At 63.3% G+C, this 25,475-nt stretch carries 25 protein-coding genes and 1 riboswitch; of the genes, 17 read left to right on the plus strand and 8 right to left on the minus strand.

Translation table 11 applies throughout. The features are described 5' to 3' along the window. Window positions 1-8: 8 nt before the first annotated feature. Window positions 9-392 (plus strand): DsrE family protein, encoded by a 384-nt coding sequence (locus VNN77_08050; GenBank protein HXG51338.1) that lies wholly within the window; start codon window positions 9-11, stop codon window positions 390-392. Between the two features lie 9 nt (window positions 393-401). Here the strand turns inward: VNN77_08050 and VNN77_08055 are convergent, their stop codons facing one another. Next, window positions 402-1,319 carry a hypothetical protein gene (locus VNN77_08055; GenBank protein HXG51339.1) on the minus strand — a complete coding sequence of 306 codons (918 nt, stop codon included), beginning with the start codon at window positions 1,317-1,319 and terminating at the stop codon, window positions 402-404. A gap of 277 nt (window positions 1,320-1,596) precedes the next feature. Next, window positions 1,597-1,860 carry a hypothetical protein gene (locus VNN77_08060; GenBank protein HXG51340.1) on the minus strand — a complete coding sequence of 88 codons (264 nt, stop codon included), beginning with the start codon at window positions 1,858-1,860 and terminating at the stop codon, window positions 1,597-1,599. A 136-nt stretch (window positions 1,861-1,996) separates the two neighbouring features. Here VNN77_08060 and VNN77_08065 point away from each other — a divergent pair, with 136 nt between their 5' ends. From VNN77_08065 to VNN77_08075, 3 genes are all read left to right on the plus strand, one after another. Beyond that, window positions 1,997-2,293: a hypothetical protein gene (locus tag VNN77_08065; GenBank protein HXG51341.1), complete on the plus strand. Its 297-nt coding sequence runs from the start codon at window positions 1,997-1,999 to the stop codon at window positions 2,291-2,293. 133 nt (window positions 2,294-2,426) lie between these two features. Continuing rightward, window positions 2,427-2,957: a hypothetical protein gene (locus VNN77_08070; protein HXG51342.1), complete on the plus strand. Its 531-nt coding sequence runs from the start codon at window positions 2,427-2,429 to the stop codon at window positions 2,955-2,957. 215 nt (window positions 2,958-3,172) lie between these two features. Then, window positions 3,173-3,415, plus strand: a complete 243-nt coding sequence (locus tag VNN77_08075; protein HXG51343.1) for a hypothetical protein — start codon at window positions 3,173-3,175, stop codon at window positions 3,413-3,415. Window positions 3,416-3,431: 16 nt separating this feature from the next. On the opposite strand, the gene VNN77_08080 is transcribed toward VNN77_08075, so the two are convergent. After that, entirely contained in the window at window positions 3,432-3,989 is a 558-nt protein-coding gene (locus VNN77_08080) for a hypothetical protein (GenBank protein HXG51344.1), read from the minus strand. A 251-nt stretch (window positions 3,990-4,240) separates the two neighbouring features. Between VNN77_08080 and VNN77_08085 the strand changes: the two genes are divergently transcribed. Continuing rightward, entirely contained in the window at window positions 4,241-5,035 is a 795-nt protein-coding gene (locus VNN77_08085) for a S1/P1 nuclease (GenBank protein HXG51345.1), read from the plus strand. 11 nt (window positions 5,036-5,046) lie between these two features. Here the strand turns inward: VNN77_08085 and VNN77_08090 are convergent, their stop codons facing one another. After that, window positions 5,047-5,262, minus strand: a complete 216-nt coding sequence (locus VNN77_08090) for a hypothetical protein (GenBank protein HXG51346.1) — start codon at window positions 5,260-5,262, stop codon at window positions 5,047-5,049. A 337-nt stretch (window positions 5,263-5,599) separates the two neighbouring features. Then, a complete protein-coding gene (locus VNN77_08095; protein ID HXG51347.1) occupies window positions 5,600-6,340 on the minus strand; it encodes an enoyl-CoA hydratase/isomerase family protein in 741 nt (246 codons plus the stop codon). Between the two features lie 132 nt (window positions 6,341-6,472). Here VNN77_08095 and ligD point away from each other — a divergent pair, with 132 nt between their 5' ends. The 11 genes from ligD to VNN77_08150 all read left to right on the plus strand — a co-directional run bounded on the left by ligD (window position 6,473) and on the right by VNN77_08150 (window position 20,941). After that, window positions 6,473-8,551, plus strand: coding sequence for a non-homologous end-joining DNA ligase (gene ligD, locus VNN77_08100; protein ID HXG51348.1), 2,079 nt, complete (start codon window positions 6,473-6,475; stop codon window positions 8,549-8,551). After that, window positions 8,544-9,356, plus strand: coding sequence for a hypothetical protein (locus VNN77_08105; protein ID HXG51349.1), 813 nt, complete (start codon window positions 8,544-8,546; stop codon window positions 9,354-9,356). The genes ligD and VNN77_08105 overlap by 8 nt, the downstream gene beginning before the upstream one ends. Window positions 9,357-9,642: 286 nt before the next feature. Next, entirely contained in the window at window positions 9,643-10,308 is a 666-nt protein-coding gene (locus VNN77_08110) for a tetratricopeptide repeat protein (protein HXG51350.1), read from the plus strand. Between the two features lie 106 nt (window positions 10,309-10,414). Then, window positions 10,415-10,843: a CBS domain-containing protein gene (locus VNN77_08115; protein ID HXG51351.1), complete on the plus strand. Its 429-nt coding sequence runs from the start codon at window positions 10,415-10,417 to the stop codon at window positions 10,841-10,843. Between the two features lie 323 nt (window positions 10,844-11,166). Continuing rightward, a complete protein-coding gene (locus VNN77_08120) occupies window positions 11,167-11,652 on the plus strand; it encodes an Lrp/AsnC family transcriptional regulator (protein HXG51352.1) in 486 nt (161 codons plus the stop codon). Window positions 11,653-11,779: 127 nt separating this feature from the next. After that, window positions 11,780-16,378: a glutamate synthase large subunit gene (gltB, locus tag VNN77_08125; protein ID HXG51353.1), complete on the plus strand. Its 4,599-nt coding sequence runs from the start codon at window positions 11,780-11,782 to the stop codon at window positions 16,376-16,378. 214 nt (window positions 16,379-16,592) lie between these two features. Beyond that, the gene (locus tag VNN77_08130; protein HXG51354.1) at window positions 16,593-18,077 is read left to right on the plus strand and encodes a glutamate synthase subunit beta; all 1,485 of its coding nucleotides are present in this window, start codon (window positions 16,593-16,595) and stop codon (window positions 18,075-18,077) included. A 16-nt stretch (window positions 18,078-18,093) separates the two neighbouring features. Then, window positions 18,094-18,552 carry a hypothetical protein gene (locus tag VNN77_08135; GenBank protein ID HXG51355.1) on the plus strand — a complete coding sequence of 153 codons (459 nt, stop codon included), beginning with the start codon at window positions 18,094-18,096 and terminating at the stop codon, window positions 18,550-18,552. 235 nt (window positions 18,553-18,787) lie between these two features. Then, window positions 18,788-18,886, plus strand: a riboswitch (cyclic di-GMP riboswitch). 57 nt (window positions 18,887-18,943) lie between these two features. Further along, window positions 18,944-19,606 (plus strand): hypothetical protein, encoded by a 663-nt coding sequence (locus VNN77_08140; protein HXG51356.1) that lies wholly within the window; start codon window positions 18,944-18,946, stop codon window positions 19,604-19,606. A gap of 139 nt (window positions 19,607-19,745) precedes the next feature. After that, a complete protein-coding gene (locus VNN77_08145; GenBank protein ID HXG51357.1) occupies window positions 19,746-19,934 on the plus strand; it encodes a CbtB-domain containing protein in 189 nt (62 codons plus the stop codon). 131 nt (window positions 19,935-20,065) lie between these two features. Continuing rightward, the gene (locus tag VNN77_08150) at window positions 20,066-20,941 is read left to right on the plus strand and encodes a hypothetical protein (protein HXG51358.1); all 876 of its coding nucleotides are present in this window, start codon (window positions 20,066-20,068) and stop codon (window positions 20,939-20,941) included. Between the two features lie 144 nt (window positions 20,942-21,085). On the opposite strand, the gene VNN77_08155 is transcribed toward VNN77_08150, so the two are convergent. The 3 genes from VNN77_08155 to VNN77_08165 all read right to left on the minus strand — a co-directional run bounded on the left by VNN77_08155 (window position 21,086) and on the right by VNN77_08165 (window position 24,369). Next, window positions 21,086-21,892, minus strand: coding sequence for a VOC family protein (locus VNN77_08155; GenBank protein ID HXG51359.1), 807 nt, complete (start codon window positions 21,890-21,892; stop codon window positions 21,086-21,088). Between the two features lie 95 nt (window positions 21,893-21,987). After that, window positions 21,988-23,451 carry an aldehyde dehydrogenase family protein gene (locus VNN77_08160; protein HXG51360.1) on the minus strand — a complete coding sequence of 488 codons (1,464 nt, stop codon included), beginning with the start codon at window positions 23,449-23,451 and terminating at the stop codon, window positions 21,988-21,990. A 126-nt stretch (window positions 23,452-23,577) separates the two neighbouring features. Next, window positions 23,578-24,369: an enoyl-CoA hydratase-related protein gene (locus VNN77_08165; GenBank protein HXG51361.1), complete on the minus strand. Its 792-nt coding sequence runs from the start codon at window positions 24,367-24,369 to the stop codon at window positions 23,578-23,580. Window positions 24,370-24,529: 160 nt separating this feature from the next. Between VNN77_08165 and VNN77_08170 the strand changes: the two genes are divergently transcribed. Continuing rightward, entirely contained in the window at window positions 24,530-25,471 is a 942-nt protein-coding gene (locus VNN77_08170; GenBank protein HXG51362.1) for a polysaccharide deacetylase family protein, read from the plus strand. The last annotated feature ends 4 nt before the right edge of the window (window positions 25,472-25,475 follow it).

Below are 25,475 nucleotides of genomic sequence, written 5' to 3' on the forward strand. Positions count from 1 at the left end.
GAGCTGCCATGCCGAAGATTCTGAACGTTGTGGAGACGGCCTACCGAGCAACGATCGAGGAGCAGGACGACACCGTGCTCTGGCTCAGCCACATGTTGAAGAACAGCGGGGCGGACATCGCCGTCTTGCTCAGGGCCAACGCCGTGAACTATGCGGCGAAGGGTCAGGACGCGAGCGGCCTGGCTTTCGGGGCCGCGCGCATGGCACGCGGCCCTGAAATCGATAAGGACGTCGCAAACTTGCTGGCCAAGGGCGTGCCGGTTTACCTCGTCGAAGAAGATGCCGTGGAGCGCGGCCTGGTGGACGGCCAGCTCCTGGACGGGGTGAAAAAGATCAAAAAGCAGTCAGTTCCCGAGTTGTTGGACCAGCACGACCAGGTCTGGCACTGGTAATTCCGGTCTCTACCACTCGGTGCCGAAGACTGCGATTTCCCTCAGCTCGTAGCTGCCGGCTCGATTGACGAGCACGACGCCGTCGAACGGCTCGGTATAGGCGCGGTCGACGGTTCGAACGACCTCGCGATTGTCCAGGAAAACCGCCATCTCGTTATCCGCGCCGCGGCGCCATTCCAGAACATGGAGCCGGCCGTCGTCGAGGCCGTAACCCAGATCGGCGGTCTCGATCACGGCTGAGCGGCCGGGAGCAACGCGCAATAGACTCAAGGACGGGCGCGGGCCCGATTCGTAAACCAGCCGATAGCCGTAGCTGCGGTCATCCCCCAGGTATGGCCCGAACTCGAGGCGGCCGTCGCCCTCGATGGGCGCCTCGAATTTCAATCGGAGTCTTGCCGCGAAGGAGTTGCTGACGCGTACGGGACTGAAGATCTCCGCGGCGATGGGCGTATCGGTCGAGCGATCCAGCTCTTCATCCCGGTCCCGCATGACACCGAAGATCCCCTGAAACAGGTCCACGGCGGCATCCATGCGCCTTCCGGCCTGGATGCGACGCTCGCGCCGAAGTGGCTCGAATGCGGTTCTGAGCCCATACCCTTTCACGACGCGGAAGTCTCCCTGGCTCACGGTCCAAGCGGGATCATAAGTATAGTTGCCGTCGCGGAAGTCGTCGTAGAAAAGGGAAACTCTCCAGGGCCAGTCATAACGGCGTACCAGCTCGCGCAGGCGGCTGACCATCCGCCGGTCCGAGCGCGGATCGCGATCCGCCTGCTGAATCAGATCCTTCAGCTGATCGACCAGCTCCAAAGTTCGCTGGTCGACGGCAGGCGCTGCGGAGTTCTGTCCCCAACCGGGAGAAACCAAAGCAAGAAGGCACGTGACCGTTAGCGCCGAAATGGAGATGCGCTCCTTGCATTTCGCATCCATAAGACTAGACCTCCCTCGGGTAACTACGTCACCTCGGCCAGCGAGCCTACGCAATAGCCATACCACGCGTAACTTATTGACTGTAAAAGGACTTTTTTAGCACACCCGAACGGTAAGACCCGTTGTTGAGCAGAAAGAGCCCCAAATTGTACGGCTGAACGAGATATCGGAAGCCGGAACCGACGGAATTTGCCCGAGAGAGGACGGCGGTCGGGACGATGTCAGCCCACGGTTTCAGGCCGGGCGGACTGGCTACATCTCGCTGCTGGCGCGTCTCCTAAAGAGCTCCGCGGTCGCGGGCATGGCGGATCGCTTTGTCGATTTCCAATACGGCTACGGGGCAATAGCGTTCCGCGGCCTCCCGGATGAGGCCTGCCTGAGTGTCGTCGCACGATACGCTGTACCCCTCGAACAGTACGCCGTCGACGGAGTAATCTATCCGGGTGGCGCGCTCCAATGCCTGGTGAGCCGGAGACTCGCCCGGGATACGGCTTCTCAGCCGTTCATAATGGCCGGTGGCGATCTTTATAATGATCTCCATGGCTCCCTCCCTTCGCAAGAGATCAGAAACAGCCAGGCTTATCAAGGCGGTCCGAGGCTCCCGGGACGCGGTCCGGAAAACGGTCGCTGCCGTCCGATGCAGCGTGGTAGAATAAAGCCCGGAGTTTGCCTGGATCATGAAGCGGATCAAGATGGCCGCTGTGTCGGTCGCGTTCCTGTTTCTTGGGTGGGGGCCTTTTCAGGCCTCTGGACATGATGGCCCCATCGACGTTTACGGCTGTCATTACGGCGAAGGGCGTCGGGAGTATCACTGCCATGAGGGGATGTTCAAGGGCGGAAGCTTCGATTCACGGGTGGAAATGGTTCGCCGTCTGAAGCTTCAATACCTCAACATGGGAAGACGCTGGCCCTACGGCGATCTCGTCGAAGAGGACATTACCCAGGAACGCCCGGAGCAAGGCCTCGAAAAGTGAAGCGAGCGTCCGCCGCTGTCAAAGCCCGGGCGGATGAGTTATAGGTTCCTCCTGGTGCCGTCCTGTGGCGGCCCTGGGCATTCAAACCTCCCGCAGACCTGTCCGCCTCGTTCGTCGCTGTCTGGAGGAATCCATGAGCGAAGAAAACGAAATCGCCTGGTTGAAGCTATCCGATGGAAGCGATTTGGTCCTGACCCGGCTCCACGTGATTCACCGGCGGGACAGGGGCGTGCTCGGCGAGTCCCGAAGCATCGTTCCGCGGAGCGCCATCAGTCGCGTTCGAATCGCGTGGAGGCGAAGCCTGGGCCTGGCAGCCCTCGGGGCGGCTTCAGCGGCCGTTTACCTCTTCATGTTGGTCGGCGGAGGGCTGGGCGGGATCTCCGGGATCTTTCCGGAACCCGGCGCGACACTGGACCTGGCGGTGCAATACGGCTCGCTGGTCGCCGCAGCCGCTTTCCTGGCGAGCTTCTGGTTTTACAAGCCGATGGAAATCGAGATCGCTGCAGGCACCGCGACCATCACGGGCACTCCGAAAAGCTACGAAGAGGCGCAGGAGTTTTCCGCGCGACTGACGGCGGAATCCGAACCCGGGGAAAGGACGGGAGAACGAGAGGCCGAAGCACCCGCCCAGCGCACGGGGAGGGAATCGGAATGGGAGCTCTGAGCGGTTTCCGAAGATCATCCATGTCCCCGGAATGCCGACCCTCCGACGAGAACCCGGCGTTGACGCGCGTTCCGCAACTTGTATTTTTCTTGTTGGGAGGTTTGCGTCTTTGGTGCGGCCGCGGTCCGCTGCGACGGCACGAACTCCCTGCTAGAGCGGCACGGCCGCCGGTGATATGGTTGAAACTCGCGAAAAGGTCAGAAGGGAGATCGACCGTGCCCCAGTATGAACTTCACGCGCTCTGCAGCGAATGCGGCGCCGTGCATCCGATGAGGATCAAAATCCATCTGGAGCAGGGCCCGACCGAGAGACAGAGTATCGCTCGCGCGTTCGAAGGAAAATCGTTGCCTCCGCAGGTGGCCGCAGTCGAGCATCACAAAATCCTCTGTCTCAAGACCGGGAAAACCTTCGTCCAGCACAGCCCCGAGCAGATCTTTTTGGTTCCGAGCTATTTCTAGCGCCGCCCAACTTCGCTCAGCTGATTCGGCGCCAATCACGCTCGGTGACCGGGATAGGGGCTCTCTTGGGACCGCGCCTGGCAGTCGCAGTGCCCAACCCCTGGCGGGAATTTTCTACTTTTTGCCGGATCTCCGCCCACGACCAATGCTGCTCGCGGCGCAGCTTGAGGAGGGAGGCGTAACTTTTCTGTAAAAGTCGCGGGCTTAGCCTGAGTCCGGTCTTCGAGATGACGGACTTGAACTGCTCGAAGGTGAAGGTTTCGACCGGCCCGCAAACGGGCTCGGGGGAGCTGCTGCGCGCCACGTCCTGCTTGAGCGAGTCGATGATATCGATGACGCGCCGCTCGGATAGCTTCCCGGCAAGCCGCTCGTCGATCCATGCCTGCGCGCGTGCCCAGGCGCGCTCGACCGCTTCCTCCTCGGTTTGTACGCGATCTGAAAATCTCACGAACTGGAACGCTCGTTTCGGACCCGCCCACCAGCTGATCGCGGCTTGCGGCGTCCAGCCGTTGCAGGCAGTATCGAAGCTGGGGAAGGGAATTACGGCGTGATCGCGGTACAACCGGCTCCACATGGCGGTAACTCCTCTCCGGGTGAAGCGGTGGGGTTTCGAAGAGCTGCTTTACGGAGCTGGCGCGGAGTCCCGGGAAAACTTCACCTGAGTCCAATTTAGAACTTTCGAAGAAAAGCGCAAGGCCTTTTTGGAAAAATTTCGCCATGGCCGGTTTCACAGAAATTCCCGGATGCGCGTCGCTGTCCCGGTCCCTGCGGCTGAAGGGCAAGTCGACCACTCCAGCCGGTTCCGTGAACCCGGAGCGGCGACCGATGCGCTGCGTGAGATGGGCGGTCGTCGGACCCCTGGCTTTCCTGCTCGGCGGCACACCGGCGTTTTCGTGGCACGACAAGGGCCATCGCATCGTGGCGGCGATCGCCGCATCCAGGTTGAGCCCCGCCGGCCGAACCCTGGTTCGCGAGCTACTGGCCCCGGGCGAGACGCTGGCCGATGCGGCGGTGTGGCCGGATTACGACGGCAGGCGCATCCGCGAACTCGACGTCTTGCACTACGTGAATATCGCCGACGGATCGCAGGGTTACCGGCGGGAGGTCGACTGTCCCGAGGGAAACTGCGCGATCGAAGCGCTGCGGTGGTGCGAAGCACAAATTGCGGATCGAAACGCTCCGCTCCACATCCGCCGAATCGCGCTACGTTATCTCGCACACCTGACGGGTGACCTGCACCAGCCGCTGCATGCCGGTCGGGCCGCCGATCGCGGGGGAACGACGATTTCTCTGATCTACGGCGGAACCGTGACGAGTCTGCATCTCTTTTGGGATAAAGATCTTGTGGAGATGGAGGAGGGCGAGGTGGAAGAGGTGGCGAGACGTCTTGTGGCCGGAGCGACGCCGGCCGAATGGGAGTCCTCGAAGTCGGGAGACCCGGCTGAGTGGGCGAACGAATCCCTGCGGCTCGCCATGTCCCATGCCTACACGATCGCGCCTTCGGGAGAGCCGGACGAGGATTATATCCGGCGAGCCCGCGAGGTAGTAAGACGTAGACTGCTCCAGGCGGGGCTCAGACTCGCTCGGGTGATCGACCGGCTGGCGGCAGGAGCGCGCTGACCGCCGGCTGCTCACTTGCGCCAGATCCGCTCAAGCGTTTCCTTTTGCTTTTCGGTCAGGCGGCGACCTTCACGCACCTGCCGGGCCAGGCTCGAAATGAACGATCTCTCCCAGTCCGTAAATTTCGGATCGTCCAGCTCTTCGCGGAGGCAGGCGAGAAGGTATTCCTCGCGCGACTTACGGGACGGGTGCCGGTTACGAATCCCCCTGACCAGCTTCAAAGCCATGAATTTCTCCTGATGAGATTTCTCGGGCCGAAGCCCGTGGTAAGTAAGTTCAAGCCGTTGAAACCGTTCAATCGCTTTGCTCCGTTCGAGCCGTCACCGCCTCGCAGGGGCTCAGAAGCTCGATGCAAAAACCGGGAGCCGGGAACTACGATTATGATCTGCAGGAGGCAACCTGCGGCGACCCGATCGCCGGCAAGGCACCCATAATCAGCGCGGTTTCCGCTTCGACGGCGTTGTGGCAGCGCTCAAGTTTCTGCCGGGGCCGACGCGGGTCCTGACCTGTCCGGCGGGGTTTCCGTGCGCCTGCCGGGCGACGGACGAATCATTCGGCCCGGCGTCACCTGCCGCTTGCGGGTGCTCGCATTCCCGAAAAGCTATTCACGGTTGCGTGCAAGTTGCGCGCGAAGTCATTGGCGGCTTGCGTGCTCATCGAAAACGCGCTCCGGGCGTACTCTTTTACCGCCAGCAGGGCCGGCAAGGGCATTTGCCGCATGCGGCCGATCAGGTCATCGATCGAGCCATCGAGATCGGCGGGAGCGACCACCTCGCTCACGAGACCGAAGGAAAGAGCCGTGCGGGCGTCGATCTCCCGAGTCGAATAGACCAGATAAGCCACCGCTTTCCGGGGCAGCCGGTCCACCAGCGCCGACATGGCGATGGTGGGCATGATGTTATGCGCCATCTCGGGAAGCTGAAAACGGGCTCGCTCGCTGGCGATCGTGATGTCGCAGAGCGCGGCCAGGGCGCATCCAAGGCCGGCGGCGCGTCCCTGAACCGCACCGACGATCGGGATCGGCGCGTCACGAAATGCTCCGTACAGCGCGAAAATCACGTCGCTTCTCTCGCGCACGCTGTAGGCCTCCATGACCGGGCCGGGCCGTCCCATCGCCTCGCGTCCGAGGCAAAAATCTTCGCCCGCCCCTTTCAAGACGATCGCCCGGGATTCCTTCGCCGCGGAGGCGATCATCGCCGTGAGCTCCGCCAGGGCGGCGTCCGATTGCCGGTTGCCCACGTCGGGGCGGTTGAGAATCAACGTGGTAACGTCTGCGTCCTTCTTCTGGATGATAGGTCCCGCCATGCGTTTCGCCTCCGGATTGGTTTCGTCGAGTCTAGGGAGGAGAAAGGGGGCTGTCAACGGCCGGAGCACCGCGGGAGACCGGGAGAACTGCGCGGCTGGCGTTCGGGGCGTCGAAGTTATAGAAATTCCAGTGTGGCTCCGACGCCGGTCCGCATAGAAGGCAAAACCATCGTGCTTTCGAACCTGGACAAGGTGATGTATCCCGCAACGGGTTTCACGAAGGGCCAGGTCATCGAATATTACCGGCGTGTGGCGCCTTACATTTTGCCACATCTGAGGGATCGGCCCGTCACTCTCAAACGCTTTCCCGACGGCGTGGGCGGGGAGCATTTCTACGAGAAGAACGCTCCGGCTTCGACCCCGGAGTGGGTGGCGACCTTCCCCGTGCCGAAGCCCGGAGGTAAATCGGCGACCCGTTACATCCTGATCAATGACCTGCCGACGTTGGTCTGGCTGGCGAACATGGCCAATCTCGAGCTCCATCCGTTTCTCAGCCGGGCGCCGCGGATCGACGTTCCTACCATGGTGGTCTTCGATCTCGACCCGGGGGAGGGAGCCGATATCCTGAGGGCCTGCGAAGCGGCCCTGCTGGTCAAGGGGGTGCTGGATCGCCTGCGCTTGCGGTCGCTCGTCAAGGTGTCGGGCTCCAAAGGGATTCATCTTCACGTGCCGCTCAACTGCGCGATCAACTATCGGGCGACGCGGGCGTTCGCCGAGAGCATTGCCCGGCTCCTGGAGCAGGCGCGCCCCGACCTGATCGTCTCGTCCATGGCGAAGGCAAAGCGCACAGGGAAAGTGCTGATCGACTGGAGCCAGAACTCGGAGCACAAATCGACCGTAGCGGTCTATTCGCTGCGCGCGGTACGGGAACAGCCGTTCGTCGCGATGGCCGTCCGCTGGAGCGAGCTGAAGGCGGCGCTGGAGAAGGAGGACCGCGACGCGCTGTTTTTCACTCCGGAAGCGGTCCTGGAGCGGCTCGAACGGCAGGGCGATTTTTTCGCGGCCGCCCTCAAATTGAAGCAGTCCTTGCCCGCTCCGTTCCCGGAGCTGGGCGCCAGCGCGAGGCGCAGAGAAAATCCCGGAACCGTGGTTTCCCTCGAGGAGTATCGCCGCAAGCGGGATTTTTCGAAGACCCCGGAGCCTCCTCCGGCGGGGACCCCGGCCGCTGGCTCCGGTGAGCAGCGGCTGTTCGTTATCCAGAAACATGCCGCCCGACGACTTCACTATGACCCGGTCACGGTGATCGACCTGGAATCCCTGCCGGACGCGCCCGGAGGCTTCATCGAGCCGATGCTGGCCGCTCCCGTTGCCGAGCTGCCCGACGATCCTTCGGAATGGCTCTACGAGGTCAAGCTCGACGGTTATCGCTGTCTGGCGGTCAAGGACGAGAAGGAAGTGCGGCTTTTCTCGCGCAATCGCAGCGTGTTGAACTCGCGCTTCCCGCGGATCGCACGGGCGCTGCAGGCGCTGCCGCCGGGAACCGCGATCGACGGGGAGATCGTTGCGTTGGACCACCAAGGCCGGCCCTCGTTCAGCTTGCTGCAGAGGTCAGACACGCCGGAGGATCGTATCTACTTCTACGCTTTCGATCTGCTCGCGTACCGGGGAAAGAGCTTGATTCGGATGCCCCTGGAGGACCGGCGCAAGCAGCTTGCGGTCACGATCGCGCGGCTTCCGGCGGCGATCCGGGCTTCGGAAGATTTCACAGAACCGCCCGACAGAATCGTTGCCGCCGCTCGAGAACTCGGACTCGAGGGGATCATCGCCAAACGCCGCCGCTCGCGCTACGAGCCTGGAAAGCGCACCGGGGAGTGGCTCAAGTACAAGATCAACCGCTCCGAGGAGTTCGTGGTCGGCGGTTATACCCGCGGAAGGCCGTTCGATGCCCTGATCGTCGGTCAGTTCGATCAGGGCAAGCTTCTCTTTGCGGCGAAAGTGCGCAACGGTTTCGTTTCGCGCACCAGGATGGAGGTTGCGGGTAAGCTCAGGGGCCTGATCACAGAGCGGTGTCCCTTCGCCAATCTTCCGGAGAAGCGTCGGACCCCCTGGGCCTTGACCGAGAGCGAAATGAAGAAGTGCGTGTGGGTCGAGCCCCGCCTGGTGGCCCAGATCGAGTTCACCGAATGGACCCCGGACCGGCACCTGCGCCAGGCGAAGTTCGTGGGTTTGCGGGACGACAAAGACGCACGGGACGTCACCCGACATGATTGATCGCGGATCATCCGCCTGCCGCAGAGGCTGGTTTGCCGGGCTGGGCGCGCTGGCGACCCTCGCGACCGCTTTGGCGTGGCCAGTTCCGCCGGCGGCGCAGGAAAAGCTGCCGCCGGAGGTCTCCGCAAAAGCGGCGCGCGACGGCACGGTGGTGGTGCTCGTGGGGCTCAAGTTGCCGTGGAAGGTGGAGACTGCGCTCGGGGCCGCGGCCGTGCAAAAGCAACGCGCGGAAATCGGGGCGGCGCAAGAGGCCCTTCTCCGCGATCTCCGTGCAACGGAGTTCAAGGTCATCCGCCGATACGAGGAAATTCCTGCGATTGCGCTCGAGATCGGCCCGGAGGGTTTGGCCGTTCTCGAAGAATCTTCCCTGGTCGCCAACGTGCTTTTGGACCGGCCGCCCAGGCCGGGTGCAGGCGGGGCGCCTACCGAAGGGGTCCGCTTCGAGGACGGCTACGTCTATGGGGCGCCCTCCGAAAAGATCGCGCCTGCGCTCCGGGAGCACGCCGGGACCGGAGAGCCGTTGCTGGTCCTGGTTGGGCTGAACATCGGGATCCAGTGGCGCCGCGAAGAGCTGCTGGCACCGGAGGGATTGGAGCGGCAGAGAGCGGCGATCAAGTCGGCCCAGGACTCGCTGCTGCGCGAGCTGACCGGAACGCGCTACCGGATCGTCCGGGTGTATCGCTCGATTCCAGCGATTGCGCTCGAGCTCGACGCGGCCGGACTGACGGTCCTCGAGGAGTCGGCCCGCGTCACAAACGTCCTTCAGGATCGACGGCCGAACTCGGAACGAACCGGCGGCGGGTGACAGCGGCGGCGGAGCCCCTCAGCTCTTTCGAGTGATGCCGGAGAGCTCGATTCCCGCCTGAATCCGGGTCACGGCTTCGAGACAGAATTGCGCGGCTGCCCGGTGTAAACGAGTTGAACGGTGTCTTGTCCTCGCCGTCGGGCGCTTTCGCCCGCTTGTGATGTCGCGGCAGCTCGTGGGGATCGATCTGCGGCGCCGCCTGGCGACCTTGACGTCGTTTTTGTCAAGAAGCGGAAGCTCGAGGGCAGGCCGGGGGCTGGTCTCGCTGTTGCTCCACGGTGGGACGATGAACGAACCGTCCTGGAAACGTCTCCCTGAAGGCTTCCCCGTTCCCAGACAGGCCACCGAGAAACTGCTGATCGAGCGGCTGTTGAGCAGTAAGACCGAAGCCGAGTACTTCCGCTGGCTGCTGTTCGTGGCGTCTTTTTACCGCGGGATAGAAAAGCCTGCCTGCGCCAGGGCTTTGCTGCAGCTCTTTCTCGAGACGAGCTCGGACCCGAGCCAGAAGGTACACTGCCACCTCGCGTTGGGGCAGATCGCCGTCGACGAGCAGGCGCTGGAGCTCGCTCTGAACCACTTTCTCACCGCGCTCGGCATGGACCCGAAAGAAAAAAGAGCTCTCTACGTGCTGCACAACAACGCAGGCTACTGCTTCAACCGACTCGGCCGATTCCTGGATGCCGAGCGTCACTGCCGTCTTGCCGTCGGGATCGACGGCGGAAGAGCAAGCGCGTACCGCAACCTCGGCCTCAGCCTTAGAGGACAAGGCAACCTGACAGCTGCAGCCTGGGCGCTGGCCGAGGCCGTCAGGGCCGACCCCGGGGACGGAAGGGCCCGCAGGCTCCTCGCCGGTCTCGCCGCCGGCGCACCGGCGCTTGCGCTTCAATGCCCCTGGATCGAGCGGGCCCTGTGCGACCCTCGATACCCGACCGACCCGATTCCCTTGATCTGACCGGGTTTTGCTTTACATTCGTCGCTCCCGACGCTAGATTCGCCTTACCGGTTACAGCGCGTCCCAACTTCGTCAGAAAAAGCTTCGACGAGGAAGGAGATCTGCGATGAGGAAGGTACGGGACATCCTGGCCGCCAAGGGCTCGCAGGTATGGTGGCTGCCGCCCACCGCCACGGTGTACGACGCGGTGGCGCTGATGGCCGAAAAGGAAGTCGGTGCCTTGCTGGTTCTGGAGGAGTCGAAGCTGGTGGGCATCATCTCGGAACGAGATTACGCGCGCAAGGTCATCTTGCAGGGACGGTCGTCGAAGGAGACGCTGGTCAAGGACATCATGACCGCACGCGTGGCCTATGCAGAGCCCGACCAGAGCATCGAGGAGTGCATGGCGCTGATGACCGACAAGCGGATTCGCCACCTTCCGGTGATGGAGCAAGGAAAGGTCTGCGGCATCATCTCGATCGGCGACCTGGTAAAGGCGATCATCGCGGATCAGCAATTCATAATCCAGCAGCTGGAGCGCTATATTACCGGATAGAAGCGTTTCCGGTTTCTGGTTCCGGGTTTCTGGCCTTCGACCGTGACCGCCGCGTAGCGTCGCGGCCCGGTCGGGCGGAAACGGGCTTCCCCGGCGTAAAGATGCCGGCGGCGCCTGCCCACTGACGCTGCTCGTATCTAACATATTGAATTTCTTTATTTTTTGTCTGGATGCCAGAGTACCGGAGAGGGGGTGAGCCTCTGATCGAGAAACGGAAGATCTCGAAATTTTGGATTTTTACAGAGGTAGAGGGTTGACTTTTGGCGTCGATGATGACATTAAGAATTTTAAATCAACACCAGGCAAGACCTAAATAATTTAACTTGCTCGACACAATAGATTTAAAAATACTTTCTATTCTTCAAAATAACGGCCGGTCGAAGCTCGCCGACATCGCCGGCGAGGTGGAGCTTTCGCCTCCGGCTGTTATGGAACGAGTAAAAAAGCTGGAATCCAGCGGCGTCATCAAGGGTTACCAGGCACTGCTGGACGGCAAAAAAGTCGGAAAAGACATTACCGCTTTCATCGGCGTTTCGATCGGCAATCAGCGCGCCATCGATCAATTCGCCTCTCGCATGTTGCAATACAACGACGTGCTCGAGTGCCACCACGTTACGGGCGATGAAAGCTTCATCTTGAAGGTGAAATCCGCCAACACGGCATCGTTGGAAAAGTTGCTCGGCGAGATCCGGTCCGTCGACGGTGTCACCCGGACGGTCACGAAAGTGGTGCTTTCGACCGCCAAGGAGAGCCAGGCCCTGGATCTGAACGTCAATCCGGCGGATTGTTCCAGCTCAAAGAGGAAGTGACGCGCGTCAACGCGTCCGGGGCCGTCCGGGGGACTGGGGCCGTTCCGGTCGTTGGTTTCAGGGGGAGGCGGCCGGGAATCTCGGAAACGGCGTTGCGGGAATCGTTTTATCGGTAAAGGACGAGCACATGAGGATACCAGGTTTTCCACCGAAACAGGGGCTGTACGATCCGGCGTTCGAGCATGACTCTTGCGGCGTCGGGTTCGTCGTCAACATCAAGGGGAAACGGTCGCGCGAGATCATCGATCAGGCCCTGACGGTGCTCGAGAACCTCGACCATCGCGGGGCCTGCGGCTGCGAGGAAAACACCGGGGACGGGGCCGGCATCCTGTTGCAGATCCCGCACCGCTTTTTCCAGCACGCCTGCGAGGGGCTCGGCTTCCATCTGCCCGACCCGGGGCAGTACGGTGTCGGCATGATTTTTCTGCCGGACCACCGCGAGCAGCGGCGTCGATTCGAGAAGATCTTCGCGACCATCGTCGAGGAGGAGGGACAGCGCCTGCTCGGATGGCGCAAGGTGCCGACCGATAATCTTTACCTCGGCGAGACGGCGAAGAGCTGCGAACCCTTCGTGCGGCAGGTCTTCATCGGCCGCGGCGAGAACGTGGGCGACGATCTCGCGTTCGAGCGCAAGCTCTACGTGATCCGCCGCCGGGCCGAGAACGCCATCCGCTACGCGGGGCTCCCCGGCGGGGATTTCTTCTACGTCCCGAGCCTCTCGCACCGGACCCTCGTCTACAAGGGCATGCTCACGCCCCGGCAGCTGACCACCTTCTATCCCGACCTGTCGGACCCGGCGATGGAAAGCGCCATCGCCGTCGTGCACTCGCGGTTCAGCACCAACACCTTCCCGAGCTGGGGTCGGGCGCACCCGTATCGCTATCTCATCCATAACGGCGAGATCAACACGCTGCGCGGCAACGAGAACTGGATGCATGCGCGCCAGGCCATGCTGTCATCGCCGCTGTTCGGCGACGACATCAAGAAGGTCCTGCCGATCATCCAGGAGGACGGGAGCGACTCCGCCAAGTTCGACAACTGTCTGGAGTTTCTCGCGCTCAGCGGCCGCTCCCTACCCCACGCCGTGATGATGATGATCCCGGAGCCCTGGGAAAACCACGAGAGCATGGACGAGCGCAAACGGGCGTTCTACGAGTACCACAGCACGCTGATGGAGCCCTGGGACGGCCCGGCCTCGATCGCCTTTACCGACGGGACGGTGGTGGGCGCGGTTCTCGACCGAAACGGCCTGAGGCCGTCGCGCTACTACGTGACCAAGGACGACCTGGTGATCATGGCTTCGGAGGTCGGGGTTCTCGACGTGCCGCCGGAGCGGGTGCTGGAAAAGCGCCGGCTGCAGCCGGGGCGCATGTTTCTCGTCGATACGGCCGAGGGGCGAATCATCAGCGACGAAGAAATCAAGGAACAAATGGCGTCGGCTCGACCCTACGGTCAATGGTTGAAGGAGAACGCCGTCTACTTCGACAAGCTCCCGGCCGTTCCGGAGGAGGCGCCGGTCGTGAATCACCCGGCCACCCTCCAGCGCCTTCAGGCGTTCGGCTACAGTTTCGAGGATCTGCGGATCAACCTCGGGCCCATGGCGCAGAACGGCATTCAGCCGGTGGGTTCCATGGGAACCGACACTCCGCTGGCGGTGCTTTCCGACAAGCCGCAGCTCCTTTACAACTATTTCAAGCAACTCTTCGCGCAGGTGACCAATCCCCCGATCGACCCGATTCGCGAAGAGCTGATCACCTCGACGACGCTGACATTGGGATCGGAGGGCAACCTGATCGATCCCAGGCCGGAGAGCTGCCGGCAGCTGCGCTTGTCGATCCCGATCCTCAAGAACTCGGAGATGGAGAAGCTGCGGCTCATCGACCGGCCCGGCATTCGCTCCGTCACGCTGCCGATCCTGTTCGATCCGAAGCAAGGCCGGTCCGGCCTCGAGCGGGCGCTCGACGAGCTGTTCCGGGCGGCGGATGAGGCGATCGCCGGCGGCGCGACCATCCTGATCCTCTCCGACAAAGGCGTGAACCGCTCGCGGGCGGCGATTCCGGCGTTGCTGGCCGTTTCGGGCCTGCATCATCACCTGATCCGGAGCGGCACGCGCACGCGGGTCGGTCTGGTGCTCGAATCGGGGGAGCCGCGCGAGGTGCACCATTTCTGCCTGCTCCTCGGCTACGGCGCGCAGGCGATCAACCCCTATCTCGTCTTCGAGTGCCTCAACGACATGATCGCCGAAGGGATGTTGAAGGACATCACCTACCACGATGCCGTGAAGGGCTACATCAAGGCTGCGGTCAAAGGCGTCGTGAAGGTCATGGCGAAAATGGGCATCTCGACCATCAAGTCCTACTGCGGCGCCCAGATATTCGAAGCGCTGGGGCTGGGGCAGGAGCTGATCGACAAGTATTTCACATGGACGCCGTCACGGGTCGGGGGGATCGGTCTGGAGGAAATCGCGCGCGAGGTTCAGCAGCAGCACGCGAAGGCGTTTCCCCTCTATCCGTTGAACGGGCGCACGCTGGAGGTGTACGGCCAGTACCAGTACCGAAAGGACGGGGAGCTGCACCTGTTCAACCCGCGCACGGTCCATCTCCTGCAAAAGGCCTGCCGGACGAACGACTACAGCGTCTTCAAGGAGTACGCGCGGCTGATCGACGACCAGTCGGAGCGACTGGCCACGCTGCGCGGGCTGATGGAGATCAAGTACGCCGAGCAGCCGTTGCCGATCGAGGAGGTCGAGCCGGTCGAAGAAATCGTCAAGCGCTTCAAGACCGGAGCGATGTCGTACGGCTCGATCAGCAAAGAGGCGCACGAAGCGCTGGCGATCGCGATGAACCGGCTCGGCGGCAAGAGCAACACGGGCGAGGGAGGCGAGGATCCCGCGCGCTACGTTCCGGATGCCAACGGCGACTCGCGCAACAGCGCGATCAAGCAGGTCGCCTCCGGGCGGTTCGGCGTGACGAGCTATTACCTGACCCAGGCCAAGGAGATCCAGATCAAGATGGCGCAAGGGGCCAAGCCCGGGGAGGGCGGCGAGCTACCGGGCCGCAAGGTGTATCCGTGGATCGCCAAAGTGCGCCATTCGACTCCGGGGGTCGGCCTGATCTCGCCGCCGCCGCACCACGACATTTATTCGATCGAAGATCTGGCGCAGTTGATTCACGACTTGAAGAACGCAAATCATCACGCGCGGATCAGCGTCAAGCTGGTTTCCGAGGTCGGGGTCGGAACGATCGCCGCCGGGGTGGCCAAAGGCCACGCCGATGTGGTGTTGATCAGCGGCCACGATGGCGGCACCGGCGCCTCGCCGCAGACCAGCATCAAGCACGCCGGATTGCCGTGGGAGCTCGGTCTCGCCGAGACGCACCAGACCCTGCTGCTCAACAACCTGCGCAGTCGGATCACGGTGGAGACCGACGGGCAGCTCAAAACCGGCCGTGACGTGGTAATCGCGGCGCTGCTCGGCGCCGAGGAGTTCGGTTTCGCCACCACGGCGCTCGTGGCTCTCGGATGCATCATGATGCGGGTCTGTCATCTCGATACCTGCCCGGTGGGCGTGGCGACGCAGAATCCCGAGCTGCGCAAGCTTTTCACCGGCGATCCGGCGCATGTCGTCAATTTCATGCGCTTCATTGCGCAGGACGTGCGCGAGCACATGGCCAAGCTGGGTTTTCGCACCATCAATGAAATGGTCGGCCGCTCCGATCGGCTGGAGATGAGGCGGGCGATCAACCACTGGAAAGCGAAGGGTCTCGATTACTCGGCAATTCTCTATCAGCCGAAGGTCGGGCCGGAGGTCGGGCGGTACTGCCAGATTCCGCAGAACCATGGGCTGGAGAACGCGCTGGACAACCAGGTCCTGCTCGATCTGGCGGCCCCGGCTCTTGAACGAGGCGAAAAGGTCAAGGCGACGCTTCCCATCCGCAACACCAACCGTGTCGTCGGCACGATTCTCGGCAGCGAGGTGACGCGGCGCTACGGTCCTCAGGGGCTCCCGGAGGATACGATCCATTTCCATTTCCAGGGGTCCGCGGGCCAGAGCTTCGGCGCCTTCATCCCGCCGGGAATGACCCTGGAGCTGGAAGGCGACGCCAACGACTATTGCGGCAAAGGCCTCTCCGGCGGCAAGTTGATTCTGTATCCGCCCGAGGGCTCGACCTTCCCGCCGGAGGAAAACATCATCGTGGGAAACGTGGCCTTCTACGGTGCCACCAGCGGGGAGGCCTACATCCGCGGAATGGCCGGAGAACGATTCTGCGTGCGCAACAGCGGCGTGCGCGCGGTCATCGAAGGCGTGGGCGACCACGGCTGCGAGTACATGACCGGCGGACGGGTGGTGGTGATCGGCAAGACCGGCCGTAACTTCGCCGCCGGGATGTCCGGCGGCATCGCCTATGTCCTCGACGAGGACGGGACTTTCAAGACCCGCTGTAATCTGGAAACCGTCAACCTCGAGCCGCTCGGGGAGCTGGACCTCCAGGAAGTCGAAGAGTTGCTCAAGCGGCACGCGATCTACACGCGCAGCGCGCGTGCGTGGCAGCTCCTTGCTCTGTGGCAGGAGACGGCGCGGAAGTTCGTCAAGGTGATGCCGAAGGACTACCGCCGGATGATGGAGGCCTTGCAGCGCGCCGAGAGCGAAGGCCTGGTCGGCGAAGAGGCGATCATGGCCGCGTTCGAAGCCAACAAGAACGACGCCGCGCGCGTCAGCGGGAATTGACCCTGTTCCCGGCTCGGGAACGGCGATCGGCCCGGCCGCGCGCGATCGAGACCCGCCGGCGCGGTCCGGTCCCAGCGATTACCGACAGGGCTGCAGCGTCACGGGGCTCGGGGCTTCCGGTACCGGTGCCTTTCACGGCGCGGCCGTGCTCCGCGAGGCGTGCCGGTCCAGGATCGCAAGCCGGATAGGGTTCGCTTGAGGAGAAGGACAGACGATGGGTAAGCCAACCGGATTCATCGAATATCCGCGCGAGCTCCCGCGCGACCGCTCGCCGGTGGAGCGGGTGAAGGACTGGGAGGAGTTTCACGAGCATTTTCCGGAGGACAAGCTTCGCCAGCAAGGCGCGCGCTGCATGGACTGCGGTATTCCCTTCTGCCACACCGGGCAGTTGCTGAACGGCATGGCTTCGGGGTGCCCGATCAACAACCTGATCCCCGAGTGGAACGATCTCGTTTACCGGGGCCTGTGGCGCGAGGCGTTGCACAGGCTGCACAAGACCAACAACTTTCCCGAGTTCACCGGGCGCGTCTGTCCGGCGCCGTGCGAAGGCTCGTGCGTTTTAGGCCTCCAAGAACAGCCGGTAACGATCAAGACCATCGAATGCGCGATCGTCGACAACGGTTTCGCTCAGGGCTGGATTCGCCCGGAGCCGCCCGAGCAGCGCACGGGCAAGAAAGTGGCGGTGGTGGGCTCGGGCCCGTCGGGGCTTGCGTGCGCCGATCAGCTCAACCGCGCGGGGCACCTCGTCACCGTGTTCGAGCGCGCCGATCGGATCGGCGGGTTGCTGATGTACGGTATACCTAACATGAAGCTCGACAAGGCGATCGTGCAGCGTCGAGTCGATCTGATGGCGGCCGAAGGGGTGCGGTTCGTTACCGGAACCGCCGTGGGGGTCGACTTTCCCGCGTCCCGGCTGCGGGAAGAGTTCGACGCGGTGGTTCTTTGTCTCGGAGCGACCAAGCCACGCGATTTGCCGATCCCCGGGCGGGAGCTGAAGGGCATCCATTTCGCCATGGAGTTCCTGCAGGCCAACACCAAGAGCCTGCTCGACTCCCGGCACCGGGACGGGCGCTTCATATCGGCGAAGGACAAGCATGTCGTGGTGATCGGAGGCGGCGACACCGGAACCGACTGCGTCGGAACCGCGATGCGCCACGGCTGCAAGAGCCTGACTCAGGTCGAGATCCTGCCCCGCCCGCCCGACACGCGGCAGCCGGACAACCCCTGGCCCGAGTGGCCCAAGGTCTACAAGCTCGACTATGGGCAAGAGGAAGCGAAAGCCCGCTTCGGAGACGACCCTCGGGTGTACCTCACGACCGCGGAAAAGTTCGTCGGCGACGAAAAGGGACACGTGCGCGAGCTGCACCTCTACAGCGTCGAGTGGGCGAAGGACGAAAGAGGAGCGTTCGTTCCGCGGCGGGTCCCGGGGACCGACCGCGTGCTTCGCGCCGACCTTGTCCTTCTGGCGATGGGCTTTCTCGGACCGGAGGAGACGGTTCTCACCCAGCTCGGGGTCGAGCGCGACCAGCGCTCGAACGCCAAGGCGGACTACGGGCGGTTTGCGACCAACGTGCCCGGGGTCTTCGCTGCGGGAGACTGCCGGCGCGGACAGAGCCTGGTCGTCTGGGCGATCAATGAGGGGCGGGGAGCCGCCCGGGAATGCGACCGCTACCTGATGGGGTCGACCGACCTGCCCTGATTGCCGGGCGTCGCCGATGAACCGAGCCGTCTTTGCGCTCCTGTCTTTGTGGGTTGCCGCTTGGGGCTGCGCCGGCTCGGTCGATCACGACGGGGAGCTTGCAAGAAGAGCCGGCGAAGAGTTCGCCGCCGCCGTTTTCGTCGAGCGCGATTTCGACAAGGGATACTCTCTCCTCGCCGACGGCGCACGCCGATACGTGACCCGGGAAAAATTCAGAGAGGTCATTTCCCGCCTCCATCCTGGAAGCTTTCCCGGCAGCGTCGTCGCCACCGATTACGAGCCGATGCATGGCGAAAAGGCGCTCTATCTCTATCTCATCGGCGAGGCGCCGGAAGAAAAATTCTATTACCGGCTCGTCATGGAAGGGAGCGCCGGAGGGACCTACCGTCCGGTGGCGGTGTACCGAAGCGATGGGCCCTACCCCCCTTCCCCCGACCGCAAAAAACTGCCGGCTCGCTCCCAGGCTCATCCCTAGTCTCTAGCGGCGGCTATCGTCAGGCCCTTTGGGGATTGAAATTTCAGCCTCCGAGATTCCAGCTCCAAAGCTTCCCGGGCGATGCCGTGCTTCCGTGCCATCGTGTCATGACCGAGTGCCAGCGATGACACGGGGGCTACCGGCGATTTCAAGACATGCCGTGTTTTCAACAAGTTGACTGTTGGCATCAAGCTTGCCACTCATCCAGTCGAGCCGTCCATCCCGGGCGGCCACTCGCCCGAAAAGCCGAACTCTTCGCAAGGAGAGGGCGGAAAGCCACGGGTCGGATGCGGTGAGGGGGCCGGGGTTCGCGTCCGACGGCCGGGTTGCCGAAAGCGAGCGAAGCGGTGTGCTCGTACGCCGACGCGCAACCTCTGACGTGGACGGGCCGATGAAACGCAATACCGTCGAACTTCACGGCGACGATTACGAGATCCAGTTTCCGGACGAATCCGCCGCCGAGCCAGTTCCCAGGCGACGGTCCTACGCCCGCTGTCTGCGGGCGCTCGGGCAGGCGCTCGAGAGCCGGCGGCTCGCCAGCGTCGATCTGGAGGTCGTGGACGGCATTTACGTCGTTCGAGGGACCGTGATTCCGAAGGAGCACGCGAACAAGTCTTTTCTCAGGGTCATGCGCGACCTCGTGAAGAAAGCGTTGCGTGAGCGGGAAGGACAGGGGAGAAGCGGAGATCAGGTCGCCCTTCGCTACACGGCGGAAGAGATCGAACGGCTGGATTCCCGGGGTCGGATGAAGCGGCAGAAACCCGACGCGATGCCCGATCCCCACAGCCTCTCTCAGATCCTGCGGGGCGCCGGCTCCTATCTGGACCACCGAATCGAGACCGCGCTGGTGGGGATCTCGATCAAAGACCGCTGGGTAACTTTGCGCTACCGCACGGTGGAAGGTAGATTGGAGCAGGCCAAACAAGACCTCGAGTACTTTTACGATTACTGGGTCAAGATGTACCTCCAACGCGCCAATCGGCCGCCATCCCCCTCGCCTCATGATCCTACGCTGATCGTTACGTGGGAAGGCCTGCGAAAGCGTTACGGCTGATCCAGCGCGCCGGCTCCACTTGACAGCAGCCGCGGGTTGCGTTGAAATACGCCCGGTTTGGAGACCGGCGGCGCCGTCACGAGCCCCACAGTTTCCGACTTCTGGCGGCGAGCCGGTTTCTCGACCGGGAGGAACGGCCATGTTGAGAACCGTTTCAACTCGCGTGTCGCTCGCCGTGCCGGAACCGCTGCGGTTCGCATGCCTTTCGGCGGCATTGCTCGTCGTCACGTTCGCCGTCCTTCACGTTTTGCTGGCCGCAACCTACCCGCCGGTGCACGACGCGCTGCACGATTTCCGCCATGCGCTGGCCGTCGTTCCCTGCCATTGAAAAGGCTCGCCGCCTGCCTGCTTGCGCTCTGGGCGGCGGGTGAAGCCGCGTTCGCCGCGGAAGATCTAAAGATACGGCTCGACATGTCTCCGCCGTCCGGGCGAGTCCGTCCCTTTTTGGATACCGCTGCGATGAGCGTGCACGTCGCCGATCGCGACGGCCGGCCGCCGTTTCGGGGAAACGTCACCATCCGGATCACGGCCCCGGAGCCCGGTCGCTTCTTTTCAACCGATTATCCGCGGGTCGAAGGTACGGAGCTGGCGGAGTTCCGTTTGCCCTTGGACCACCGGGGCAAAGCGGAGTGGAGGTATCTGTTCCCGATTCGAGGAGAGTACGCGGTTGTCGTTGCCGCCGAAAGCAACGACGGGAAACGCGGTGCAGAGCTCTTCCGCCTTAGGATCCCGGAGAACAGGGAGAAGTGGGTCCTGGCCGGCGTGTTCAGCGCCGGTCTCTTTCTCCTCGGAATTGCCGCCGGACGGCTCTTCACCGCGACGGGGGCGGAATCCACAGGAGCGCTCGCGGTAGCCGTCCTGGCCGCTTCGGCATGTTTGCTCGGTTCGATTTCATCGCGCGCCTCCGCGCAGGAAGGGGGAAAGCCGGCGGGTCGCCTCGAGGTCGGGCCTGCGGAGGTCGGCCGTCCGGCGTCGATTCAGTGGCGCGCTCTCCCGGAGGCCGGCGAGCCGAGGGAAGCGGAGCTCTCGCTCGGGATCACGCACGAAGAAAAGCGGAAAACGGTTTTCTCGATCGAGAAGGTTCGCGTTCCCGGCTCGTTTTCGATGAAGCTTCAGTTTCCGGACGGGGCGATCTACCGGGTAACCGCGCAGGCGCTTTTTCCCGACGGAAGCTCGTTCCGTTCGGAACGGACCGTCGCCGTGAGCGCCGCCGACCCTCCCGCCGGAGCTCGGCTCCGGGCAGTCCTTTTTTTCCTCGGCTGGACGGCAGCCGGACTGGCAGCGGGGCGCTGGAGTCGCAAGGCGTGGCCGAGACCTTCGGACCGCGGTCAATAGGCCAGAGCCCGCAGTCTCCGACGCACCGCTCCCCGGGAGCGGGTTATGCGACCGCCCGGGCCGAAGCGGGAGCTTTACGTTCGGGTGCCCGCGATCTTCAGGCCCCGGCCCACGTTCAATGGATGTCCAACTAGAACAAGCTCGTCAGGAAGCTTCCGCGACGTCGATCAATACCCCGTCCGGATCGGACATCTGGAACTGGCCGAAACAGCACCTGGCGAAGAGCTGCCGCCGGACCTCGCGCTCCGGGTTTTTCTCCGGGCGTGGATCCGCCGGGGGTGCGTAATCGTTCTGGTACTTTTCCAGATCTGCCTTGAAAGCCGCCATGCTTTCGACCTTGAAGCCGATGTGGTCGAGCGCGGGGCGCTCGATTCCCGACCCCGCGAAATCGGTGATCTGCCACGGGAAGATGGCGAGCGTCACCGTGCCGTCGGTCAGGTAGTGGTTGGCATCACCGGCCGGCTTTTCCAGCTCGTTCAGATCGAAGACCGTGCGGTAGAATTCCGCGATCTTCTCGGGTTCGACGGCCCGCAGGGCGAAGTGGCCGATCCGCCGGGGCCGCACCTCGTCCTGATCGACGTACAGATCGGTGCGGTTCTCCATCCCTTTCTGCGAGAGATCGAACACGTTCCCCGCCGGGTCGTGCGAGCTGATGCCCGCGAACGGCCGGTTGCTGGGGCGTTTGAGGACGCGGACGCTCGGATATTTTTCCTTGAGGCGTTGAAAGACCAGCTCCACGTCCTCGACCTCGAAGCCGAAGTGATCGAAGCCCGCCTGGCGCCCGGGAGCCCTCGGGTTGAGATTCAGCCCGACATAGCCGTCGCGCACGACGACGGCCCCGCCGGCGCGCGCGACGCCGGAACGCTTCATGCCGAACACGTCGCGGTAGAAGTCGCCCTCGAGATTGACGTTGCTGCTGACGATCGCCATGTGCTTGATCCGCGCAAACATGAGCGTCCCTCCCTGCGCCAAGAGATGGGCCTACGCTAGTCGAATCGCAGCCGGGTTGTCAAACGTCTTTCGGCGGCAGGTTCCCCGCACCGGGCTCAGACGTTGACGATCACCACGCCTTTGGGCTCGAGGTAATAGTCGAGGGCCTCGGGGCCGTGCTCCCGCCCCACGCCGCTCGCCTTGACGCCGCCGAAGGGAAGCTCGTCGTAGCCGTAGTGGAGCGAGTTGACCCAGACGTTGCCTGCCTGGATCCGGTCGATCGCCTTGTTCGCGTGGAGCAGATTGCGCGTCCAGATCGAGGAGCCGAGGCCGTACTCGGAGGCGTTGGCCCGCTCGATCGCCTCGTCGAGCGTCTTGAACGTGTAGACCGGCAGCACGGGGCCGAAGACTTCTTCGGTGGTGACGCGCGCATCCTCGGGAACGTTGCCGAGCAGAGTCGGCAGATAGAAGAAGCCTTTGTCGTAATCGCCGCCCTTCGGACGCTCGCCGCCGAAGAGGGTTTTGGCGCCCCGCGACTTCGCGTCTTCCACCTGCTCTTCGATCTCCCGACGCTGGGACTCGAGGTGGATGGGCCCCATCCGGGTTTCCTTGTTCATGCCGTTGCCGACGGTCTTCTTCTTCAGGATCTCGACGAGCCCGCCCGTGAACTTCTCCGCGATCGACTCCTGCAGGAACAGCCGTTTGACACCGAGGCACATCTGGCCGCAGTTGAAGTACCGCCCCACGTCGGCCATCTTGATCGCCACGTCAAGGTTGGCGTCCTCCATGACGATCATCGGATCGCTTCCGCCCAGCTCGAGCGTGACGCGCTTGATCTCGCGCCCGGCCACCTCCATCACGTGCCTTCCCACGGCGGTTGACCCGGTGAAGGCGATTCGCCGGATGCGGGGGTTGCGGAGAATCTCCTCGCCGACGGTGCCGCCGGGACCGGTAACGCAGTTGACGGTGCCCTTGGGCAACGTCTTCTGCGCTTTCCCTTCGCCGAAGGTCGCCTGCTGGATCAGCTCGATGACGCGGAGGGTCGCCAGAGGGGTTGTGCTGGCGGGCTTGATGATGATGGTGTTGCCGGCCGCGAGCGCCGGGCCGAGCTTGGTGCCCATCAGCGTCAGCGGAAAATTCCACGGAACGATCCCGCCGCAGACGCCGATCGGCTGGCGCACCACCATGCCGTACGCGCCCTTCTGCGGCAGCGGCACGTGGGCGCCGCGGACCTTGGAGGCGAGCCCGGCGTAGAACTCCAGCCCGTGCAGCAGATGGTGGATTTCGAGACCGGCTTCGAAGAGCGTTTTTCCCTGCTCCTGGGTGAGGAGCTGGGCGATCTCGCCGCTGTTCTTCCTGATCAGGGCGCAGGCGTTCATGAGCGCCTGCCCCCGCTCTTCGGGCGTGGTGTCGGCCCACTCCTTGAAGGCGGTTTCCGCGGCCTGGATGGCGTGACGCACATCCTCCGCGGTGCCCTGGGGCGCCGAGTCGACCACCGCGCCGGTAGCCGGGTTGCGGACCTCGTAAGTTTCCTTGCTGACCGAATCGACGAGCTCTCCGCCGATCACCATTTTTGCCATTGACAGGACCTCCTCACTCTGGCGCAGGCGGGCCCGAGCGGACGCCCGCGCTGCATTGTTGTGTCGATTCCCCGCGCGTGTTCCGTTTGCGGCCCGCGCCGGTGGCTCCGGCGGTTGACCTGGCGGCTATTTACCCTGGAACCTGGCAGTTCTCTTTTCGAGATAGGCCTTCACGCCTTCGGCGCCGTCCTCGCTGGCGAAGGTTTGTGCCAGGAGCTCCCTTTCGAACGCCAGCCCGTCCGGCAGGGACATCTCGAGCCCCGCCTGGATCGCACGCTTGACCTTGCCGACCGCCAGGCTGCTCTTGTTCGGAATCACGAACTGCCGCGTGTAGTCGAGAACCTGCTCCATGAAGTTATTGCGATCGTAGATGTAGTGGATCAGCCCCATCTCCAGGGCCTCTTCGAACGCGATCGTCTTGCCGGTGGCGCAAAGCTCCAGAGCCCGAGCCTTGCCCACCAGCCGCGGCAGGCGTTGCGTGCCGCCCATGCCGGGCATCACGCCGAGGTTGATCTCGGCGAGCCCGACGCGGCCGCCTTCCTTCTTGGCGATGCGGATGTCGCACGCCATCGCGATCTCCAGCCCCCCGCCCACGGCATGGCCGTTGAGCGCCGCGACGACGATCTTGGGGGTGTTCTCGATCCGCATCAGCACCTCGTGGCCGTGCAGCGCGAAGTTGTTCTTGTACGAGAGCGGCTTGCTGGAAAGCATGTTGATATCGGCGCCGGCGGAGAAAAATTTCTCGACCTTCCCGGTGATGACCAGGGCGTGAACGCTGTCGTCGAAACGCGCTTCCAGAACGGCGGCGTCGAGCTCTTTGAGGAGCTCGGTGGTGTAGCTGTTGACGGGCGGGCGGTTGATCTCCAGAACCGCAATGCCGTTCTCCACGCGATACTCGACCAGTTTTCCTTCTGCCATGCTCGTACGCCTCCCGCGTTCGAAGCTTTTTCGTTTGAAACATTCACTTAACCGGCATCCCGGCGCAAGTCAAGTCCGCGCGGCGCGACCACGCCGCGACGTTTGGAAACTCCGGTGAAGTGTGGCATGACTAACCAAGTTCTAACCACACGGAGGAGCTATGATCAGACCCAGGAGAGAACCGATCAAGTGGCCCGACGGGGCGCGCATCGCGATCACGCCCTGCATCGCTTTCGAGACCTGGCCCGAGGACCTCGGCGGGCCCGACTCGCGGCAGCAGCAGAACCGGCGCGGCTTTCCGCGGAACGCGCTCACGAAGAAGGATCTCGGCGTCATCACGGATCGCGAGTTCGGCGAGCGCGTGGGGATCTATCGCTTTCTCGAGATTCTGGAGAAAGAAGGGATCCAGACGACCTTTTTCCCGACGGGAATCACCGTTCAGAACTATCCGGAGATCTTCAAGGAGATCGTCCGCCAGGGCCACGAGGTGGGCACCGAGACCTGGATCCACGATTACAGCTACATGAAAAAGCGCGACCGCGAGAAAAAAGACCTGTTGAAGACGGTCGAGGCGGTCAAGAAGGTCGTCGGCAAGGCTCCGGAAGGCTATCTGTCGACCGGGATCGCGCCGAGCGTCAACACGCCGGAGATCATCGCCGAGTGCGGCTACACGTACTGGATGGACCCGCAGCATCAGGAAACGCCGTACACGCTCAAGGTGAAAAACCGGGAGCTCACGGTCCTTTCGTACTTCGCCGATCTCAACGACTACGCCAGCTATCAGCGGGCCGGGCGGACGCCGCGCGACCTGTTGCAGATGTGGAAGGACTGTTTCGACTGCCTCTACGAAGAAGGGGCCACGGACCCCAAGTTCATGATGTGGGGCAATCATCCCTTCGTCGGCGGTCGTCCGTTCCGGGCCCCTTTGCTGCGCGAGTTCATCCGCTACGCGAAGAGCCACGACAAGGTCTGGTTCACCACCGCCGGCAACGTTGCAAAGTGGTATCGCGAGAACTACCGCGACGCTCAGGTCGAGACCTGGCCCAACTTCGCTTTCGCCGGCCGGGCCGGAAAGCTCTCCGACCTCACCAGGGCGCGCTAGAGGG

This window comes from Candidatus Zixiibacteriota bacterium, from assembly GCA_035574315.1.
Classification (GTDB): Bacteria; Desulfobacterota; Binatia; order UBA9968; family UBA9968; genus DATLYW01.

What these genes read in the sequence shown, in the direction of transcription:
- VNN77_08105 (HXG51349.1), top strand. Translation starts at nt 8,544, where the DNA reads ATGATTGATCGCGGATCATCCGCCTGCCGCAGAGGCTGGTTTGCCGGG.
- VNN77_08155 (HXG51359.1), bottom strand. Translation starts at nt 21,892, where the DNA reads ATGTTTGCGCGGATCAAGCACATGGCGATCGTCAGCAGCAACGTCAAT.
- VNN77_08145 (HXG51357.1), top strand. Translation starts at nt 19,746, where the DNA reads ATGTTGAGAACCGTTTCAACTCGCGTGTCGCTCGCCGTGCCGGAACCG.
- VNN77_08080 (HXG51344.1), bottom strand. Translation starts at nt 3,989, where the DNA reads ATGTGGAGCCGGTTGTACCGCGATCACGCCGTAATTCCCTTCCCCAGC.
- VNN77_08090 (HXG51346.1), bottom strand. Translation starts at nt 5,262, where the DNA reads ATGGCTTTGAAGCTGGTCAGGGGGATTCGTAACCGGCACCCGTCCCGT.
- VNN77_08170 (HXG51362.1), top strand. Translation starts at nt 24,530, where the DNA reads ATGATCAGACCCAGGAGAGAACCGATCAAGTGGCCCGACGGGGCGCGC.
- VNN77_08050 (HXG51338.1), top strand. Translation starts at nt 9, where the DNA reads ATGCCGAAGATTCTGAACGTTGTGGAGACGGCCTACCGAGCAACGATC.
- VNN77_08110 (HXG51350.1), top strand. Translation starts at nt 9,643, where the DNA reads ATGAACGAACCGTCCTGGAAACGTCTCCCTGAAGGCTTCCCCGTTCCC.
- VNN77_08135 (HXG51355.1), top strand. Translation starts at nt 18,094, where the DNA reads ATGAACCGAGCCGTCTTTGCGCTCCTGTCTTTGTGGGTTGCCGCTTGG.
- VNN77_08085 (HXG51345.1), top strand. Translation starts at nt 4,241, where the DNA reads ATGCGCTGCGTGAGATGGGCGGTCGTCGGACCCCTGGCTTTCCTGCTC.
- VNN77_08150 (HXG51358.1), top strand. Translation starts at nt 20,066, where the DNA reads ATGAGCGTGCACGTCGCCGATCGCGACGGCCGGCCGCCGTTTCGGGGA.
- VNN77_08095 (HXG51347.1), bottom strand. Translation starts at nt 6,340, where the DNA reads ATGGCGGGACCTATCATCCAGAAGAAGGACGCAGACGTTACCACGTTG.
- VNN77_08070 (HXG51342.1), top strand. Translation starts at nt 2,427, where the DNA reads ATGAGCGAAGAAAACGAAATCGCCTGGTTGAAGCTATCCGATGGAAGC.
- VNN77_08115 (HXG51351.1), top strand. Translation starts at nt 10,415, where the DNA reads ATGAGGAAGGTACGGGACATCCTGGCCGCCAAGGGCTCGCAGGTATGG.
- VNN77_08060 (HXG51340.1), bottom strand. Translation starts at nt 1,860, where the DNA reads ATGGAGATCATTATAAAGATCGCCACCGGCCATTATGAACGGCTGAGA.
- VNN77_08055 (HXG51339.1), bottom strand. Translation starts at nt 1,319, where the DNA reads ATGGATGCGAAATGCAAGGAGCGCATCTCCATTTCGGCGCTAACGGTC.
- VNN77_08160 (HXG51360.1), bottom strand. Translation starts at nt 23,451, where the DNA reads ATGGCAAAAATGGTGATCGGCGGAGAGCTCGTCGATTCGGTCAGCAAG.
- VNN77_08130 (HXG51354.1), top strand. Translation starts at nt 16,593, where the DNA reads ATGGGTAAGCCAACCGGATTCATCGAATATCCGCGCGAGCTCCCGCGC.
- VNN77_08065 (HXG51341.1), top strand. Translation starts at nt 1,997, where the DNA reads ATGAAGCGGATCAAGATGGCCGCTGTGTCGGTCGCGTTCCTGTTTCTT.
- VNN77_08140 (HXG51356.1), top strand. Translation starts at nt 18,944, where the DNA reads ATGAAACGCAATACCGTCGAACTTCACGGCGACGATTACGAGATCCAG.
- VNN77_08165 (HXG51361.1), bottom strand. Translation starts at nt 24,369, where the DNA reads ATGGCAGAAGGAAAACTGGTCGAGTATCGCGTGGAGAACGGCATTGCG.
- gltB (HXG51353.1), top strand. Translation starts at nt 11,780, where the DNA reads ATGAGGATACCAGGTTTTCCACCGAAACAGGGGCTGTACGATCCGGCG.